The 14,920-nt window shown below is 72.8% G+C and carries 12 protein-coding genes and 1 pseudogene; 8 read left to right on the top strand and 5 right to left on the bottom strand.

Features of this window, described 5'->3' with window-relative positions; translation table 11 throughout:
* Nucleotides 1-3 precede the first annotated feature (3 nt).
* Entirely contained in the window at nucleotides 4-1,425 is a 1,422-nt protein-coding gene (locus HQ603_RS06395; RefSeq protein ID WP_222683685.1) for a DUF349 domain-containing protein, read from the bottom strand.
* A 131-nt stretch (nucleotides 1,426-1,556) separates the two neighbouring features.
* Here HQ603_RS06395 and HQ603_RS06390 point away from each other — a divergent pair, with 131 nt between their 5' ends.
* The 6 genes and pseudogenes from HQ603_RS06390 (at nucleotide 1,557) to HQ603_RS06365 (ending at nucleotide 7,481) form a co-directional block, all read left to right on the top strand.
* Complete coding sequence (locus tag HQ603_RS06390; protein ID WP_222683684.1) at nucleotides 1,557-2,270, top strand: hypothetical protein; 714 nt, start codon at nucleotides 1,557-1,559, stop codon at nucleotides 2,268-2,270.
* Nucleotides 2,261-3,187, top strand: coding sequence for a tRNA (adenosine(37)-N6)-dimethylallyltransferase MiaA (miaA, locus tag HQ603_RS06385; protein WP_222683683.1), 927 nt, complete (start codon nucleotides 2,261-2,263; stop codon nucleotides 3,185-3,187). Before HQ603_RS06390 ends, miaA begins: the two co-directional genes overlap by 10 nt.
* Complete coding sequence (locus HQ603_RS06380) at nucleotides 3,184-4,038, top strand: TrmH family RNA methyltransferase (RefSeq protein ID WP_222683682.1); 855 nt, start codon at nucleotides 3,184-3,186, stop codon at nucleotides 4,036-4,038. The genes miaA and HQ603_RS06380 overlap by 4 nt, the downstream gene beginning before the upstream one ends.
* A 20-nt stretch (nucleotides 4,039-4,058) precedes the next feature.
* A pseudogene (gene dapF / locus HQ603_RS06375) lies at nucleotides 4,059-4,925 on the top strand (diaminopimelate epimerase); the annotation flags it as partial.
* 77 nt (nucleotides 4,926-5,002) lie between these two features.
* A complete protein-coding gene (gene hflX / locus HQ603_RS06370; protein WP_222683681.1) occupies nucleotides 5,003-6,460 on the top strand; it encodes a GTPase HflX in 1,458 nt (485 codons plus the stop codon).
* A complete protein-coding gene (locus HQ603_RS06365) occupies nucleotides 6,453-7,481 on the top strand; it encodes a hypothetical protein (protein WP_222683680.1) in 1,029 nt (342 codons plus the stop codon). The genes hflX and HQ603_RS06365 overlap by 8 nt, the downstream gene beginning before the upstream one ends.
* Nucleotides 7,482-7,557: 76 nt before the next feature.
* On the opposite strand, the gene HQ603_RS06360 is transcribed toward HQ603_RS06365, so the two are convergent.
* From HQ603_RS06360 to HQ603_RS06345, 4 genes are read right to left on the bottom strand one after another with little or no spacing between them, the layout of a single operon-like run.
* Complete coding sequence (locus HQ603_RS06360; protein WP_068100811.1) at nucleotides 7,558-7,815, bottom strand: HPr family phosphocarrier protein; 258 nt, start codon at nucleotides 7,813-7,815, stop codon at nucleotides 7,558-7,560.
* 50 nt (nucleotides 7,816-7,865) lie between these two features.
* Nucleotides 7,866-9,956 (bottom strand): PTS fructose transporter subunit IIABC, encoded by a 2,091-nt coding sequence (locus tag HQ603_RS06355; protein WP_222683679.1) that lies wholly within the window; start codon nucleotides 9,954-9,956, stop codon nucleotides 7,866-7,868.
* Between the two features lie 3 nt (nucleotides 9,957-9,959).
* Nucleotides 9,960-10,955, bottom strand: a complete 996-nt coding sequence (locus HQ603_RS06350; RefSeq protein WP_222683678.1) for a 1-phosphofructokinase family hexose kinase — start codon at nucleotides 10,953-10,955, stop codon at nucleotides 9,960-9,962.
* Nucleotides 10,952-11,719 carry a DeoR/GlpR family DNA-binding transcription regulator gene (locus tag HQ603_RS06345; RefSeq protein ID WP_222683745.1) on the bottom strand — a complete coding sequence of 256 codons (768 nt, stop codon included), beginning with the start codon at nucleotides 11,717-11,719 and terminating at the stop codon, nucleotides 10,952-10,954. Before HQ603_RS06345 ends, HQ603_RS06350 begins: the two co-directional genes overlap by 4 nt.
* A gap of 171 nt (nucleotides 11,720-11,890) precedes the next feature.
* On the opposite strand from HQ603_RS06345, the gene HQ603_RS06340 reads away from it, so the two are divergent.
* Nucleotides 11,891-13,585: a phosphoenolpyruvate--protein phosphotransferase gene (locus tag HQ603_RS06340; RefSeq protein WP_222683677.1), complete on the top strand. Its 1,695-nt coding sequence runs from the start codon at nucleotides 11,891-11,893 to the stop codon at nucleotides 13,583-13,585.
* 33 nt (nucleotides 13,586-13,618) lie between these two features.
* Nucleotides 13,619-14,911, top strand: coding sequence for a uracil-xanthine permease family protein (locus HQ603_RS06335; protein WP_222683676.1), 1,293 nt, complete (start codon nucleotides 13,619-13,621; stop codon nucleotides 14,909-14,911).
* Nucleotides 14,912-14,920 lie beyond the last annotated feature (9 nt).

The following is a 14,920-nucleotide window of genomic DNA, read 5'->3' as shown; positions in this document are numbered from 1 at the left end:
CGGTCAGCGCTCCTCGAGGGCGCCCTGAGCGGCGTCGGCCCATTCGCGCCACTGCTGCGCCTGCGCGCGGTACTTCTCGGCGTCCTTGACCTTGCCCGCCGCGTCGGCCTTGCGGGCCTGATCCTCGAACTGCTCCACGCGCTCGCGGAACTGTGCGGCGCGCGCCATCGCCTCCGGGTCGGTGCGGCGCCACTCGGAATCGGCCGCGTCGCGCACCCGCTTCTCGATCGCGCGCAGCTTGCCCTCGAGGTCGCCCATCCGCTCCCGCGGTACCTTGCCCGCGGCATCCCACTTGTCCTGCAGCGTGCGCAGAGCGGCGCGTGCCCCCTCGAGGTCGGCGGCCGGGTCGATCGACGGCCCGTACTGCTCGAGCAGCTCTTCCTTGCGGCGCGCGTTCTCCTCGAACTCGGCGTTCTGCTCGTTCTGCGCGGCGTTGCGCGCCGCGAAGAACACGTCCTGCGCGCCCTTGAACTTCTGCCACAGGACGTCGTCGGCGTCGCGGGGTGCGCGCCCGGCCGCCTTCCACTCCGTCAGCAGGTCACGGAAGACGTGGGCCGTCTCGACCCAGTCGGTGGAGGAGGACAGCGCCTCGGCGCGGGCGACCAGTTCCTCCTTGCGCACCTTCGCCGCACCGCGCTCGCGGTCGAGATCGGCGAAGTGCGCACCCCGACGGCGATTGAACGCTTCCCGCGCCTTGGAGTAGCGCTTCCACAGCGCGTCGTCGACCTTCCGATCGACGCCGCGGATGGTCTTCCACTCGTCGAGGATCGCGCGGAGTCGGTCGCCCGCCGCCTTCCACTGGGTCGACTCGGCGCCGATCTCCTCGGCCTCCGCCGCCAGGGCTTCCTTGCGTGCCGTCGCCTCGGTCCGCTGCGCGTCGCGGGTACGGCGATGCTCGGCGGCGACCTCGTCGGAATGGTCGATCACGGCCTGCAGCCGCGCGGCGAGCGTGTCGATGTCGCCGATGACGGCGGCGGTCGGCAGCGTCTCCGCGAGCGCGACGGCGGCCGCCTTGGTCTTCTTCGCGTCACCCGCCCCGGAGTTCAGCCGAGCCTCGAGCAGGGCGACCTCCGTCGCGAGGTCGTCGTACCGGCGGCCGAAGTGCGCGAGGCCCTCGGCCGCGTCGCCGGCCTGCCACGACCCGACCACCCGGTCGCCCTCGGCCGTGCGGACCCATGCGGTGCCGTCCTCGTCCACCCGACCCCACTGCGACGGATCGGTGACCACCGGCGTGATCGCGTGGGGGTGGGGCTCGGGCGCGGCGTCCGCGGGGGGATCTGCCGGGGAGCCGGTCGGCGAGGTGGACGACGGTGCGGGCGGTCGGTGACCGGGCACGGGACCCGGGCGGGGGCCCGGCCGGGGGCCGGGACGAGGAGCGGCGGAGCCCGTCGTGTCGGTGTCGCTGCTGCTCTCGTGGTCGGTCATGGTCACTCCGTCTCTGCCGCGCGTCACGGCTGCCGTCGTCGATGTCGGATCCATTCAACCCCCTCCCGCCGCCCGCGACCATCGAAACCCGTGCGGGGAGGCCCCCCGGGCCTCTCGACTACCGTGGCGGCGTGCTGTCCGCCGTCGCCTTCGTCCCCTCGCCGCCGCTGCTGGTGCCGGAGCTGATGGGCGCGGCGAGCGACGAGATGTCCGAGCTACGGGATGCGGCCCTGGCCGAAGTGCGCGACCTCGCCGCCCGCTGCGACGTCCTCCTCGCGCTGGGAACCGACACGCAGGCCGGGATGCTGCGGTCCGTCGTGGCGACCTACGTCGGCTACGGCGCCGACGTCGTCGTGCGGACGGCGCCGGACGCGTCCGGCCCGCCGGATCCGGACCTGCCCCTGGCGGCGGCGACCGTCGGCTGGCTCCGGGACCGCGCCGCGCCGGCGAACGCGATCGACGTGATGCTCGTCCCGGTCGACGCGGACGCCGACGCCTGCGCGTCCGCCGCTCGGGACGTCGCCGACCGCGTGGGCGGTGCGGACCGGGTGGGTCTGCTCGTCGTCGCGGACGGCGCGACCACGCTCACCGCCGGGGCGCCGGGGGCGTTCGACGACCGCGCCGAGGGCGTCCAGCAGCGTGTCGACGACGCCCTGGACGCGGTGGACACCGCGACGCTCCGGTCGCTCGATCCGGCCCTGTGCGCGGAGCTGGGTGTGTCGGGCCGCGCGGCGTGGCAGGTGGCGGCGACGGTGGTCGAGGCCACGGGACGACGGTTCACCGGGCGGACGCGGTACCGCGCGGCGCCGTACGGCGTCGGGTACACGGTGGGGTCGTGGACGTGACGGGTCCGGTTCCCGTCGCCGTCGTCGGGCCCACGGCCACGGGGAAGTCGGCGCTCGCGCTGGACCTGGCGGAGCGGTTCGGCGGCGACATCGTCAACGTCGACGCGATGCAGCAGTACCGCGGCATGGACATCGGGACGGCCAAGACCCCGGTGGGCGAGCGACGCGGCATTCCGCACCACCGGCTCGATGTCCTGGACGTGACCGAGACGGCCACGGTGGCCGCCTACCAGGAGGCCGCGACGGCGGAGATCGACGCGCTGCTCGCGTCGGGCCGCCGCCCGGTGATCGTCGGCGGGTCGATGATGTACGTGCAGGCCCTGCTGGACGACTGGCGGTTCCCGGCCACCGACCCGGACGTCCGGGCTCGCTGGGAGGCCCGGTTGGCGGCCGACGGTGTCGCCGCGCTGCACGGTGAACTCGCGCGGCGTGACCCGGCGGCGGCGGAGTCGATTCTGCCCTCGGACGGTCGACGCATCGTTCGAGCGCTCGAGGTGGTCGAACTCACCGGGCAACCCTTCGCGGCGTCCGCTCCGACCATCGGCGAGCCGCGGTGGGGCACGGTTCTGCTCGGGATCGATCGCGACACCGACGAGCTGGACGCCCGCATCGAGGCCCGCACCGACGCGATGTTCACCGAGGGGTTCGTCGACGAGGTGGCGGCTCTGGCCGAGCGCGGTCTCCGCGACGGCGTCACCGCCCGGCGGGCCATCGGCTACGCCCAGGTACTGCAGTACCTGGACGGGGAGATCGACGTCGACCGGGCCCGGGAGACGACCGTCGCGGGAACGCGGCGCTACGTTCGCCGTCAGCGGTCGTGGTTCGCCCGCGATCGACGCATCACGTGGTTGCGCGGCGAGAACCCGGACCTGCTCGGTCGCGCTCTCGCCGTCGTCGCGGACAGGGAGCCGACATGAGCCGCGTCCTGAGCCGGAACGCGCGATTCCAGCAGTGGCAGTCCTACCTCACCACTCGGGCCAAACGGACGAAGGCCGGGCTGTTCCTCGTGCAGGGGGTGCGGCCGGTGTCCATGGCGCTGGAGCGGGGGTGGCCGATCGAGTCGATCCTCGTGCGCAGCGAGGGCGCCCTGTCCTCGTGGGCGGACGGAGCGGTCGAGGACGGTCGCCGGTCCGGTGCGGAGATCGTGTCCGTGGCACCGGACCTCATGGCCGAGCTGGGCGAGCGCGCCGACCAGCCGCCCGAGGTGCTCCTGGTCGCGCGGACACGGCTGCTGGACCTCACCGGCTGGACACCCGACGATCCGGCGCCGGTGATCGTCGTCGTGGACCGGCCGTCGTCACCCGGCAATCTGGGGACGTTGATCCGCTCCGCCGACGCGTTCGGCGCGTCCGCCGTGGTGGTGACCGGGCACGCGGCGGACCCCTTCGACCCGGTGGCCGTGCGCGCCACCACCGGATCGCTGTTCGGCATCCCCGTGGCCGCCGCGGCCGGACCGGCGGACGTGCTGGCCGTCGTCGAGCGACTCCGCGCGGCCGGCGTTCCGACGTCCGTCGTCGGCACCGACGAGACCGGTGACCGGGTGATCGACGAGCACGACTTCCGGCAGGCGACGGTGCTGGTGGTCGGCAACGAGACCCGCGGCATGTCCGCGGCGTGGCGGGACGCCTGCGACGTCACCGTCTCCATCCCGATCGGGGGGACCGCGAGTTCGCTGGGCGCACCGTCCGCGGGTGCCGTGGGACTGTACGAGATCGCGCGCCAGCGGCGACCGGATCGCCGCGGGCTCGTGGGAGACTCGACCGTATGAGTACCGGCACGACCAGCGGCATCGCGTTCACCAAGGGTCACGGCACCCAGAACGACTTCGTGGTGCTCGAGGACCGTGATGCGCACCTCGACCTCACCGAGAACCGGGTGCGCACCCTGTGCGACCGCCGCGCGGGACTCGGCGCGGACGGCGTGCTGCGCGTCGCCACCGCCGGCGCCCTCCTGGAGCGCGGCATCCTGAGTGCGCTGCCGGACGGCGTCGCCGCCGCCGACTGGTTCATGGACTACCGCAACGCGGACGGCTCGGTCGCCGAGATGTGCGGCAACGGGGTCCGGGTCTTCGCGCACTACCTGCGTGCGGCCGGTCTGACCGGTGAGAGCCGGTTCGTCGTCGGGTCGCGCGCCGGGGCGCGCCCGGTGATCGTCCACGACGTCGACGACACCGACGCGCAGGTGACGGTCGACATGGGACCGGTGCGCCTGACCGAGTCCTCGTCCGCGGTGCTGGACGGTCGTCGGTGGACGGGGACGGGCGTCGACGTCGGCAACCCGCATCTGGCCTGTGTGCCCGCCGACCTCGACGCCGCCGGGTTGGCCGCGCTGGATCTGACGCGGCCGCCGGAGTACGACCACACCGTCTTCCCGCACGGGGTGAACCTCGAGATCGTCACCCCGGCGCGGGAGAATCGCGTACACATGCGGGTGTTCGAGCGGGGCGTCGGGGAGACCCGCTCCTGCGGGACCGGCACCGTCGCCGCGGCCGCCGCGGCCCTGCGTGCCGACGGGCGCACCGACGGTGAGCTGACCGTGACCGTGCCCGGTGGCGACGTCGTCGTGCGGATCGACGACGGTCACGCGACGCTGCGCGGACCGTCGGTGCTGCTCGCGTCGGGCACGCTGTCTCCCTCCTGGTGGGCGGGGCTCGCGGAGGCGGACCGGACGCCGCACGCGTCACAGGAAATGCCCGTGCACTCGGCGCCGCGTTCGTGGATCATGGACGGCGTATGACGACAACGAATGCACAGCCCACGCGCAGCGAGTCCCCCGGCCCGGACGCGGACGAGGCACACGACGACACCTGGTCCACCGGCGAGATGCAGCTCGAGGACCGGAGTGCCCTCCGGCGCGTCGCCGGTCTGTCCACCGAGCTCACCGACGTCACCGAGGTCGAGTACCGGCAGCTGCGCCTCGAGCGCGTGGTGCTGGTGGGGGTCTGGACCTCCGGCTCCGCCGAGGAGGCGGAATCCTCGATGACCGAGCTCGCGGCGCTCGCGGAGACCGCCGGTTCCGAGGTCCTCGAGGGCCTCGTCCAGCGGCGCGACCGGCCGGACGCCTCCACCTACATCGGCTCCGGCAAGGCGAAGGAACTGCGCGAGGTGGTCATCGCCACCGGCGCCGACACCGTCGTCTGCGACGGTGAGCTCACGCCGGCACAGCTGACGGCGCTGGAGAAGATCGTCAAGGTCAAGGTGATCGACCGCACCGCCCTGATCCTCGACATCTTCGCCCAGCACGCCTCGTCCCGGGAGGGCAAGGCGCAGGTCGCCCTGGCCCAGATGGAGTACATGCTCCCGCGGCTGCGCGGCTGGGGTGAGTCGATGTCCCGGCAGGCAGGTGGCCGCGCCGGCAGCAACGGCGGTGTGGGTCTGCGTGGTCCCGGTGAGACCAAGATCGAGACCGACCGCCGCCGCATCCGCGAGCGGATGGCCAAGCTGCGCCGCGAGATCCGCGGCATGAAGCAGGCGCGGGACACCAAGCGCGAGCGGCGGCTGCAGGGCAACGTGCCGTCCGTCGCGATCGTCGGCTACACCAACGCCGGCAAGTCGAGCCTGCTCAACGCCCTGACCGGATCGGGCGTGCTGGTGCAGAACGCCCTGTTCGCCACCCTCGATCCGACCACGCGCAAAGCCACGCTGGACGACGGGCGCGAGTGCGTGCTCACCGACACCGTCGGGTTCGTGCGCCACCTGCCGACCCAACTGGTCGAGGCCTTCCGGTCGACGCTCGAGGAAGTGGTCGACGGCGACCTGCTCATGCACGTGGTCGACGGGTCCGACGCCCTGCCGATCGGGCAGATCGAGGCGGTCCGCGAGGTGATCGTCGAGGTCATCCGCGAGCAGAACGCGACCGCGCCCGAGGAACTCATCGTGGTCAACAAAATAGACGCGGCCGATCCGGTGACGCTCACGCAGCTGCGTGGTCTGCTACCCGGCGCGGTGTTCGTCTCCGCGAAGACCGGCGAGGGCATCGACGAGCTGCGCACGCGCCTCGGGGAACTGGTGCGTCCGCCCGAGGTCTCCGTCAGTGTGCTGGTGCCCTACGACCGCGGGGACCTGGTGTCCCGCATTCACGCGGACGGTCGGATCGCGTCGACGTCGCACGAGTCGGGCGGAACGCGCATCGACGCGACCGTGCCCACGGCGCTGGCGTCGCAGCTCGTTCGTTACGCCCACAGTGCGTAGGGCGGCGCTGCCCGTCGCGCTCGCGGTCGGGGCGGCGGTGCTCGCCCCGGGTGTCGCTGCGGCGCAGGGCGAGGTGTTCTGCACGCCGACCGACCCCGGCCTGGCCGAGCTCTCCGGCCTCACCGTGATCGGGGAGACGGCGTACGCCATCGGGGACAGCGGTGCGGACGATCGTGTGGCGCAATTGGATTCGTCGTGCGCGGTCACGCGGTGGATACCGAATCCCGTCGATCCCTACGACGTCGAGGATCTGGCGTCCGTCGACGGCCGGCTGGTGCTCGCGGACCTCGGCGACAACGACCGTCGACGCGACACGGTGGGCCTGGTGCGCCTCGATCCCGCGACCGGGGCGGGCGATCTGGCGCGACTGACGTACCCGGACGGGGCCCACGACGCCGAGGCGCTGCTGATCGGCGGCGACGGACGCCCGGTGATCGTCACCAAGGACTCCACGGGCAGCGGCGTCTACACCGCCGATGTCGCCGTCGCGGATCTGCCGAGTCCCGGACCGACCGCGCTGCGGCGGGTGGCGGCGTTCGTTCCCGACGACACCGGGACACCCGGGGGGCCGCCGCTGCTGCTCGGGTCGAGTCTGGTCACGGGCGGCGCGGTCACCGCGGACGGAACGCTCGCGGCGGTGCGGACCTACACCGACGTCTACCTGTGGTCGGTGCGGGACGGCGACGTCGCCGGTGCGCTGAGTCGGCCGGCGGATCGTGTGGTCGCCGCGCCCGCTCGCCCTCAGGGCGAAGCCGTGGCGTTCACGGCCGACGGGGATCTGTTGCTGGCCTCGGAGCAGGGCATCGACCCGGCCGCGGCGCTCCCGCCGATCGACGTGCTGCGTGCGGCCGACATCGCACCGGCGCAGGCGCCGGAGTCGACGCCGGTGGCCGACACCGAGGAGGCCCCGACCGAGCCGACGTCGTCGATCCTCGTCCCACTGGTGGTGGCCGCGGCGTCGGTGCTGGTGATCGTCGCGGTCACCGCACTGCTCGTCGTGCGGGTGTTCCGCCGCCGCTGATCGGGCGCAGAAGCAGAAATCGGGTGCAGTGGTCCACCGTCACGGTGGACCACTGCACCCGATTCGCGTCGGTGGGTCAGGCGTCGAGGTCGGACGCCACCAGCGCCGCGATCTTGTCGACGGTGGCCTGATCGTCGGCCGTGACGGTGACCTCGGTGCCCTTGGTGGCGCCGAGCGTCATGATCATCAGCGCGGACCCGCCGTCCACGGGCTCGGCATCGGCGACCTCGAGCGTGACGTCCACGCCGGAGTCGGCGACCGCTTCGGCGATCACGGCGGCGGGGCGGGCGTGCAGGCCGATGGCGGATCCGACGGCGACGGTGGTGCTGGGCATGAACTGCTCCTCGTGTGTGGTGCGTGTGGTGTAGTCGATGGTGTCAGGAATCAGGCTGCGACGGCGACGCGATCGTCGACCAGCTCGGAATCCTTCTTCCCGGCGAACTGCTTGGCGGTGGTGACCAGCACGGCCGACACCACGGCGCCGATGGCCAGCGCGAGGACGAACAGCAGGATGTTGTTCATCGCGAAGGCGACGAAGATGCCGCCGTGGGGTGCGCTGAGGGTGACTCCGAAGGCCATGATCAGCGCGCCGGTCACGGCACCACCGGCCATCATCGACGGGATGACGCGCAGCGGGTCGGTGGCCGCGAACGGAATGGCGCCCTCGGAGATGAACGCCGAACCCAGCAGCCAGGCGGCCTTGCCGTTCTCGCGCTCGGCGGCGCTGTAGAGCCTCGGGCGCAGGATCGTCGAGGAGATGGCCATGGCGAGCGGGGGCACCATGCCGGCGGCCATGACCGCGGCCATGATGCGCAGCGACGCCTCGTTGTCGATGGCGAGACCGGCGGTGGCGAAGGCGTAGGCGGCCTTGTTGACCGGTCCACCGAGGTCGAAGCACATCATCAGGCCGAGAATGACGCCGAGGATGATGACGGACGAGCCGGACAGGCCGTTCAGCCAGTTGGTGAGGCCGGAGGTGATGGCGGCCAGCGGTCGGCCGAGCACCAGGAACATCAGGCCACCGACCACCAGGGTCGCGCCCAGCGGAATGATGACCACGGGCATGAGGCCGCGCAGCCACGACGGCACCGCGATGCGGCTGATCCACAGGGCGACGAAGCCGGCGATGAGGCCACCGACCAGACCACCGATGAAGCCCGCGCCGACCAGGACGGCCACGGCACCGGCGGTGAAGCCGGGGGCGATGCCGGGTCGGTCGGCGATGGCGAAGGCGATGTAACCCGCGAGCGCCGGGACGAGGAACGAGAACGCCAGACTGCCCAGCTGGAACAGCACCGCGCCGAGGTAGGTCGCGAGACCCCCGTCCGGCAGGTTCTGCAGGCTGTTGTTCAGGACGACGTCCTCGGCGACCTCGGTGATCTGGTAGCCGCCGAGCAGGAAGCCGAGCGCGATGAGCAGACCGCCCGCCGCGACGAACGGAATCATGTAGCTCACGCCGGTCAGCAGGATCTGACGCAGGCGCGTGCCCCAGCCGAGACCACCGGTGGACGCGGCGGCCCCCACGGCGGGGGCGGAGCCGGACACGCGGGCGGCCGACGGATCGTCCCCGGCGCGCAGCGCCTCGGCGACCATCGTGTCGGGCTCGTTGATGGCGCGCTTGACGCCGGACTCGATCACCGGCTTGCCGGCGAAGCGCTCGCGGCCCTTGACGCCCACGTCGGTTGCGAAGATGACGGCGGCGGCCGAGGCGATCAGCTGCGGGTCGAGGGCGGTGGAGCCCGACGAGCCCTGCGTCTCGACATGCACGGTGACCCCGGCGCGATCGCCGGCGTCCTTCAGCGAATCCGCCGCCATGTAGGTGTGGGCGATACCCGTGGGGCACGCGGTGATGGCGACGATGTGCTTCGGTGCCGACGACGACGTCGCGGCAGCGGTGTCGGGGGTGCCGGTCTTCGCCGTGCTCACCGCGGTGGCCGAAGCGGCGGTGGCTGCGGTGGCGGTGGCCGGGGCGGCGGTGCCGGCGGGCGTCGCGGGCTTGGGGGCGAGCACGTCCTGGACGAGCGAGACCACCTCGGCCGGGGTACGAGCCTCGCGCAGCGAGGTCACGAAGGCCGGCTTGACCAGCGCGCGGGCCAGCGAGGACAGGAGCTTCATGTGCTCGGCTCCGGCGCCCTCGGGGGCGGCGATGAGGAAGACCAGGTCGGCGTCGCCGTCGGGGGCGCCGAAGTCGACCTTCGGCGACAGCCGGGCGAACCCGAGCGAGGCGGTGGTGACCGCGGCCGAGCGGCAGTGCGGGATCGCGATGCCGCCGGGCAGACCGGTGGCCGACTGCGCCTCACGCGCCAGGGCGGCGTCGAGCAGGGCCGCGGAGTCGGTGGCGCGACCCGCGTCGGCGAGCACGCTCGCCAGCCGCTCGATGACGGCGTTCTTGTCGGCACCGAGATCGGCGTCGAGAAGGATCAGATCCTCCGCGATGATGCCGGGTGCATCCGTGGTGGGAGTGGACATGTTCATTCCTCAGGAGGTGTGTCGAGCGAGGGTGGACGAGCCGGGCAGGGAAAGCGATCGAACGGGAACGGCGTCGACGTGGATGTCGACCGGGGTGGGGAGGCGGGTGCCGGGCAGAGCGGCGGCGGCCGATCCGTAGGCGACGGCCCGGGCGAGTCGCCCGGCGCCGTCCGCACCGTCGAGGTCGGCCAGGACGTACCCGGCGAGGGACGAGTCGCCCGCGCCGACGGTGCTGCGCGGGGTGATCGGGGGAGGGGTGGCGAACCAGGCGCCCGCGTCGGTGACGAGGACGGCACCGGCGGCGCCCAGGGTGGCGAGCACCGCGCCGACGCCGCGGTCGACCAGAATCCGGGCGGCCTCGACCGTGGGCATCGGATCGCCCTGTGCGGCAGCGCCTTCGAGCAGGTCGCCGTCGCGGTCGGTGAGCTGACCGAGTTCCTCGGCGTTCGGCTTGATGAGGTCCGGCGCGCTTCCGGGGAAGCCGGCGGCCAGGGCGGTCAGCGGTGCGTCGGAGGTGTCGACGGCCACCTTGGCGGACGTCTCGCGCAGCACCGCGACGAGCTCGCCGTACCAGCCGACGTCGACGCCGGGGGGCACGGAACCGGACAGCACCACCCACTGGGCACGTTGGGCGAGTTCCCTGACGGCCGCGGTGAGGCCGGCCACGGTGTCGGCGGTGAGGGCCGTTCCCGGCTCGTTGATCTTGGTCGTGGTGCCGTCGGGCTCGCTGATGGTGAGGTTGGTCCGGGCGGGACCGGCGGTAGGAACTGCGTGGTACCGCACGCCCAGAGCGCCCAGGGCGCCGAGCAGCGGGTCGGAGCCGGTGCCCGGCAGCAGCGCCGTGCAGGTCCGGCCCGCGGCGGTCAGCACCCGCGCGACGTTGACACCCTTGCCGCCGGGATCGGTGGTCGTGGTGGTGGCGCGGTGGACGGCGCCGCGCTGAAGGGCGGCGTCGAGGGTGACGGTGCGGTCCATGCTGGGGTTGGCCGTCAGGGTGAGGATCATGCGACCACCACCTCCAATCCGTGTTGCTGCAGACGGGTGCAGTCGGCATCGGTGATGCCGTCGTCGGTGACCAGGACGTCGACGCCGTCGAGCGCGGCGAAGGACATGAAGTACTCGAGGCCGATCTTGGCGGAGTCCGCGACGACGACCACGCGGTCGGCCGAGGCGGCCATGGCGCGCTTGACCGCCGCTTCCTCGGTGTCCGGGGTGGACAGTCCGTGGTCGACGCTGAGGGCGTTGGTGCCGAGGAACGCGACGTCGACCCGCAGCGTCGCGAACGTCCGGACCGCGTCCTCGCCGACCGTCGCCTGCGTGACGCCGCGCACGCGGCCACCCGCGAAGTGCAGGGACACGGACGGGACGGACGCGAGGCGCTGAGCGATGGGCAGCGAGTTGGTGACCACGGTGAGCTCGACGTCGACGGGCACCAGGGCGGCCAGGCGACCGGTGGTGGTGCCGGCGTCGAGTGCGACGGTGCCGCCCGCGCCGGGGAGGAAGCGCACCGCGGCGGCCGCGATGAGGTCCTTTTGACGGGTGCGGGTGTGCTCGCGTTCGGCGAGGCCCTTCTCGACGGCGGCGATGGTGGTGACCGGGACGGCGCCCCCGTGCACCCGACGCACGACTCCCATGCGGTCGAGTGCGGCGAGGTCGCGTCGCACGGTCTCGGTGGTGACCCCGAAGGTCTCGGCGAGGTCGGTGACCGACACGCGGCCGCGCTGGCCGATCAGGCCGGCGATGGCGTTCTGACGCTCCTCCGCATACATCGACGTGGTCACCTCCGCCCCTCCGATCCGTAGTTTGTCTGTTGGTTTATGTTGTTTTACGCCCGTCTCTGTTGACATGTCAAGAGGTTCGAGTAATCTCGATCACAACGACGGAATGCCGAGACGCGACACACACACCGTGGGCGTCGGACGAACAGCAGGAGGAACGACATGACGGGATCCACCACCGTGACCGACTCGCGGACCGACTCGCGGACGCTCCACGGAACCCCGGTCGTTCCCGGCGTCGGATACGGGCCCGTCGTCCGACCCGCACCGCGTCCCACGCGTCCCGACGCGCCCCGGCAGGTCGCCGAGGGGGCTCGCGACGCCGAGGTCGAGCGCTTCCGCGCGGCCGCGGCCGCCGTCGGCGCCCGCCTGCAGGACCGCGCGGCGTTGGCCACCGGCTCCGCGTCGGAGGTTCTCGCCGCCAACGCCGCCATGGCGCAGGACCGCGGGTGGCTTCGGGCCGGCGCCAAGGAGATCACGGGCGGTGCCGACGCCGCGTACGCCGCCGTGGCCGCCACCGAGCAGTTCGTCGCCATGTTCGCCAAGCTCGGCGGGCGGATGGCCGAGCGCATCACCGACCTGATGGACATCTGCGACCGCGTGCTCGCCGAACTGTCCGACCTGCCCGAGCCGGGCGTGCCCACGCCGTCGGTGCCGTCCGTCCTGCTGGCCGAGGACCTCGCGCCCGCTGACACCGCGGGCCTGGATCCGGCGCTCGTCGTCGCCCTGGCCACCACCCTCGGCGGCCCCACCAGCCACACCGCGATCATCGCCCGTCAGCTCGGCATCCCGTGCGTCGTCGCCGTCGGTGACCTCGGCGACGTGGCGGCGGGCTCGACCGTGATGGTCGACGGCACCACCGGCCTCGTGACGGTCGACCCCGACGCCGAGGAGGCGCGTCGCGCGGTCACCGAGTCCGCCGACCACCTGGCCCGCGTCGCCGAGTGGACGGGTCCGGGCCGCACGTCCGACGGTCACCTCGTCGACATCCTCGCCAACGTGCAGGACGGCGCCGGGGCGCGTGCCGCCCGGCAGACCGCCGCGGACGGGGTGGGCCTCTTCCGCACCGAACTCAGCTTCCTCGACCGCGACGTCGAGCCGACCGTCGCGGAGCAGGCCGACATCTACGGCGAGGTGCTGAGCGCGTTCGAGGGGCACAAGGTCGTCGTCCGCACCCTCGACGCCGGATCCGACAAGCCCCTGCGCTTCGCCACCCATCCCGACGAGGCCAACCCGGCACTCGGCGTCCGCGGCATCCGCATCGCCGCCGCCGACCGCGGCATCCTGCACCGCCAGCTCGACGCCATCGCCGCCGCCGCGGAGACCACGTCGTCGTCACCGTGGGTGATGGCCCCGATGATCGCCACCGCCGACGAGGCGAAGGCCTTCGCCGCGGACGTGCGCGAGCGGGGCCTGACTCCGGGCGTCATGATCGAGGTGCCGGCGGCCGCGCTGCTCGCCGACCGCATCCTCGACCACGTCGACTTCCTCTCGATCGGCACCAACGACCTCGCGCAGTACACGATGGCGGCCGACCGGATGTCCGCCGACCTCGCCGCCCTGACCGACCCGTGGCAGCCCGCGGTGCTCGCCCTCGTCGCCCGCGCCGCCGAGGCCGGTGCCGCGGCGGGCAAGCCGGTGGGCGTCTGCGGTGAGGCCGCCGCCGACCCGCTGCTCGCCTGCGTCCTCGTCGGCTTCGGCGTCACCAGCCTGTCCGCGGCGTCTGCCGCCGTGGCCGGAGTCGGTGCCAAGCTCGGAACGGTCACGCTCGAGCAGTGCCGCGAGGCCGCCCGCGCGGTCCTCGGCACCGCGGGACCGGGGCAGGCACGGGACGCCGCGTCGGCCGTCCTCGGCTAGGCCGCGGCGCGGGCCGTGTCATCATTCTGATTCGTGACCTCACCCCACGCCTCGTCGCGCTCCCGCCTCGTTCCCCGGTGGACCCTGCACGGTGACGGCCGCACGGTGGCCGTCGACGGCGTCGTCGCCCCCGACGAACGCCTGTCCTGGCCGCGCACCGTCGGCATCGGCATGCAGCACGTCGTCGCGATGTTCGGGGCGACGCTGCTCGTCCCGACCATCACCGGCTTTCCGGTCACCACCACGCTGTTCTTCTCCGGACTCGGCACCGCACTGTTCCTGCTGATCACGCGAGGCAGGGTGCCGAGCTACCTCGGCTCGTCGTTCGCCTTCATCGCGCCGCTCGCCGCGACCGCCGGCGACGGTGCCGCGGCCCAGCTCGGTGCGGTGCTGGTCGTCGGCGTCGCGCTCGCCGCCGTCGGCGTTCTCGTCAAGGTGGCCGGCAGTCGCGCACTCGACGCCGCCATGCCGCCCCTGGTCACGGGCGCCATCGTCGCGCTGATCGGACTCAACCTCGCCGGCACCGCCGTCACGTCCTACGAGTCGCAGCCCCTGGTCGCGACCGTCACCCTGGCCGCGATCCTGTTGGTGACCGTCGCGGTGCCGGGGCTGATCGGGCGGCTCGGCATCCTGGTCGGCGTCGTCGTCGGCTGGATCTTCGGCGCCGTGACCGGAGCTCTGGACCCCGCCCGGGTCGACGCCCTGCGCGAGGCAACGTGGATCGGGGTCCCGACCTTCACGGGACCGTCGTTCCAGCTCTCCGCCGTGCTGGTCGCTCTGCCCGTCGTGGTGGTCCTCGTGGCCGAGAACGTCGGCCACGTCAAAGCCGTCGCCGCGATGACCGGACGCTCCCTCGACGACGTCGCCGGGGACGCCCTCGTCGCCGACGGTGTCGCGACCGCGCTCGCGGGCGCCGGCGGTGGATCGGGCACCACGACTTACGCCGAGAACATCGGCGTCATGGCGGCCACCCGCGTCTACTCGACCGCGGCGTACTGGGTGGCGGCCGCGACGGCGCTGGTCCTGGCGTTCTCGCCCAAGTTCGGCGCGCTGGTGTTCACCGTGCCCGGCGGCGTCATCGGCGGCGCGACCCTCGTGCTCTACGGACTGATCGGACTGCTCGGCGTGCGGATCTGGCAGGAGGCGAACGTCGACTTCACCCGCCCCGTCAACCTCATGGTCGCCGCCGCTGCCCTGGTCGCCGGGATCGGCGATCTGACCTTGACCATCGGCTCCGTCGAACTCGGCGGCATCGTGTGGGGGTCGGTGGGGATTCTGGTGGGCTACCCGATTCTGCGGGCACTGGCGGGGCGCACTGCCCGCTGAATCGTGAGA

The sequence above is a fragment of the Rhodococcoides corynebacterioides genome (genome assembly GCF_019834675.1).
Lineage (GTDB): Bacteria > Actinomycetota > Actinomycetes > Mycobacteriales > Mycobacteriaceae > Rhodococcoides > Rhodococcoides corynebacterioides_A.
The sequence above is the reverse complement of the archived record's forward strand: the minus strand, read 5'-3'. Positions and strand labels throughout refer to the sequence as shown.

Coding starts and splice junctions, on each gene's coding strand:
- HQ603_RS06395 (WP_222683685.1), bottom strand. CDS start 1,425: ATGACCGACCACGAGAGCAGCAGCGACACCGACACGACGGGCTCCGCC.
- HQ603_RS06380 (WP_222683682.1), top strand. CDS start 3,184: ATGAGCCGCGTCCTGAGCCGGAACGCGCGATTCCAGCAGTGGCAGTCC.
- hflX (WP_222683681.1), top strand. CDS start 5,003: ATGACGACAACGAATGCACAGCCCACGCGCAGCGAGTCCCCCGGCCCG.
- HQ603_RS06360 (WP_068100811.1), bottom strand. CDS start 7,815: ATGCCCAGCACCACCGTCGCCGTCGGATCCGCCATCGGCCTGCACGCC.
- HQ603_RS06355 (WP_222683679.1), bottom strand. CDS start 9,956: ATGAACATGTCCACTCCCACCACGGATGCACCCGGCATCATCGCGGAG.
- HQ603_RS06350 (WP_222683678.1), bottom strand. CDS start 10,955: ATGATCCTCACCCTGACGGCCAACCCCAGCATGGACCGCACCGTCACC.
- HQ603_RS06345 (WP_222683745.1), bottom strand. CDS start 11,719: ATGTATGCGGAGGAGCGTCAGAACGCCATCGCCGGCCTGATCGGCCAG.
- HQ603_RS06340 (WP_222683677.1), top strand. CDS start 11,891: ATGACGGGATCCACCACCGTGACCGACTCGCGGACCGACTCGCGGACG.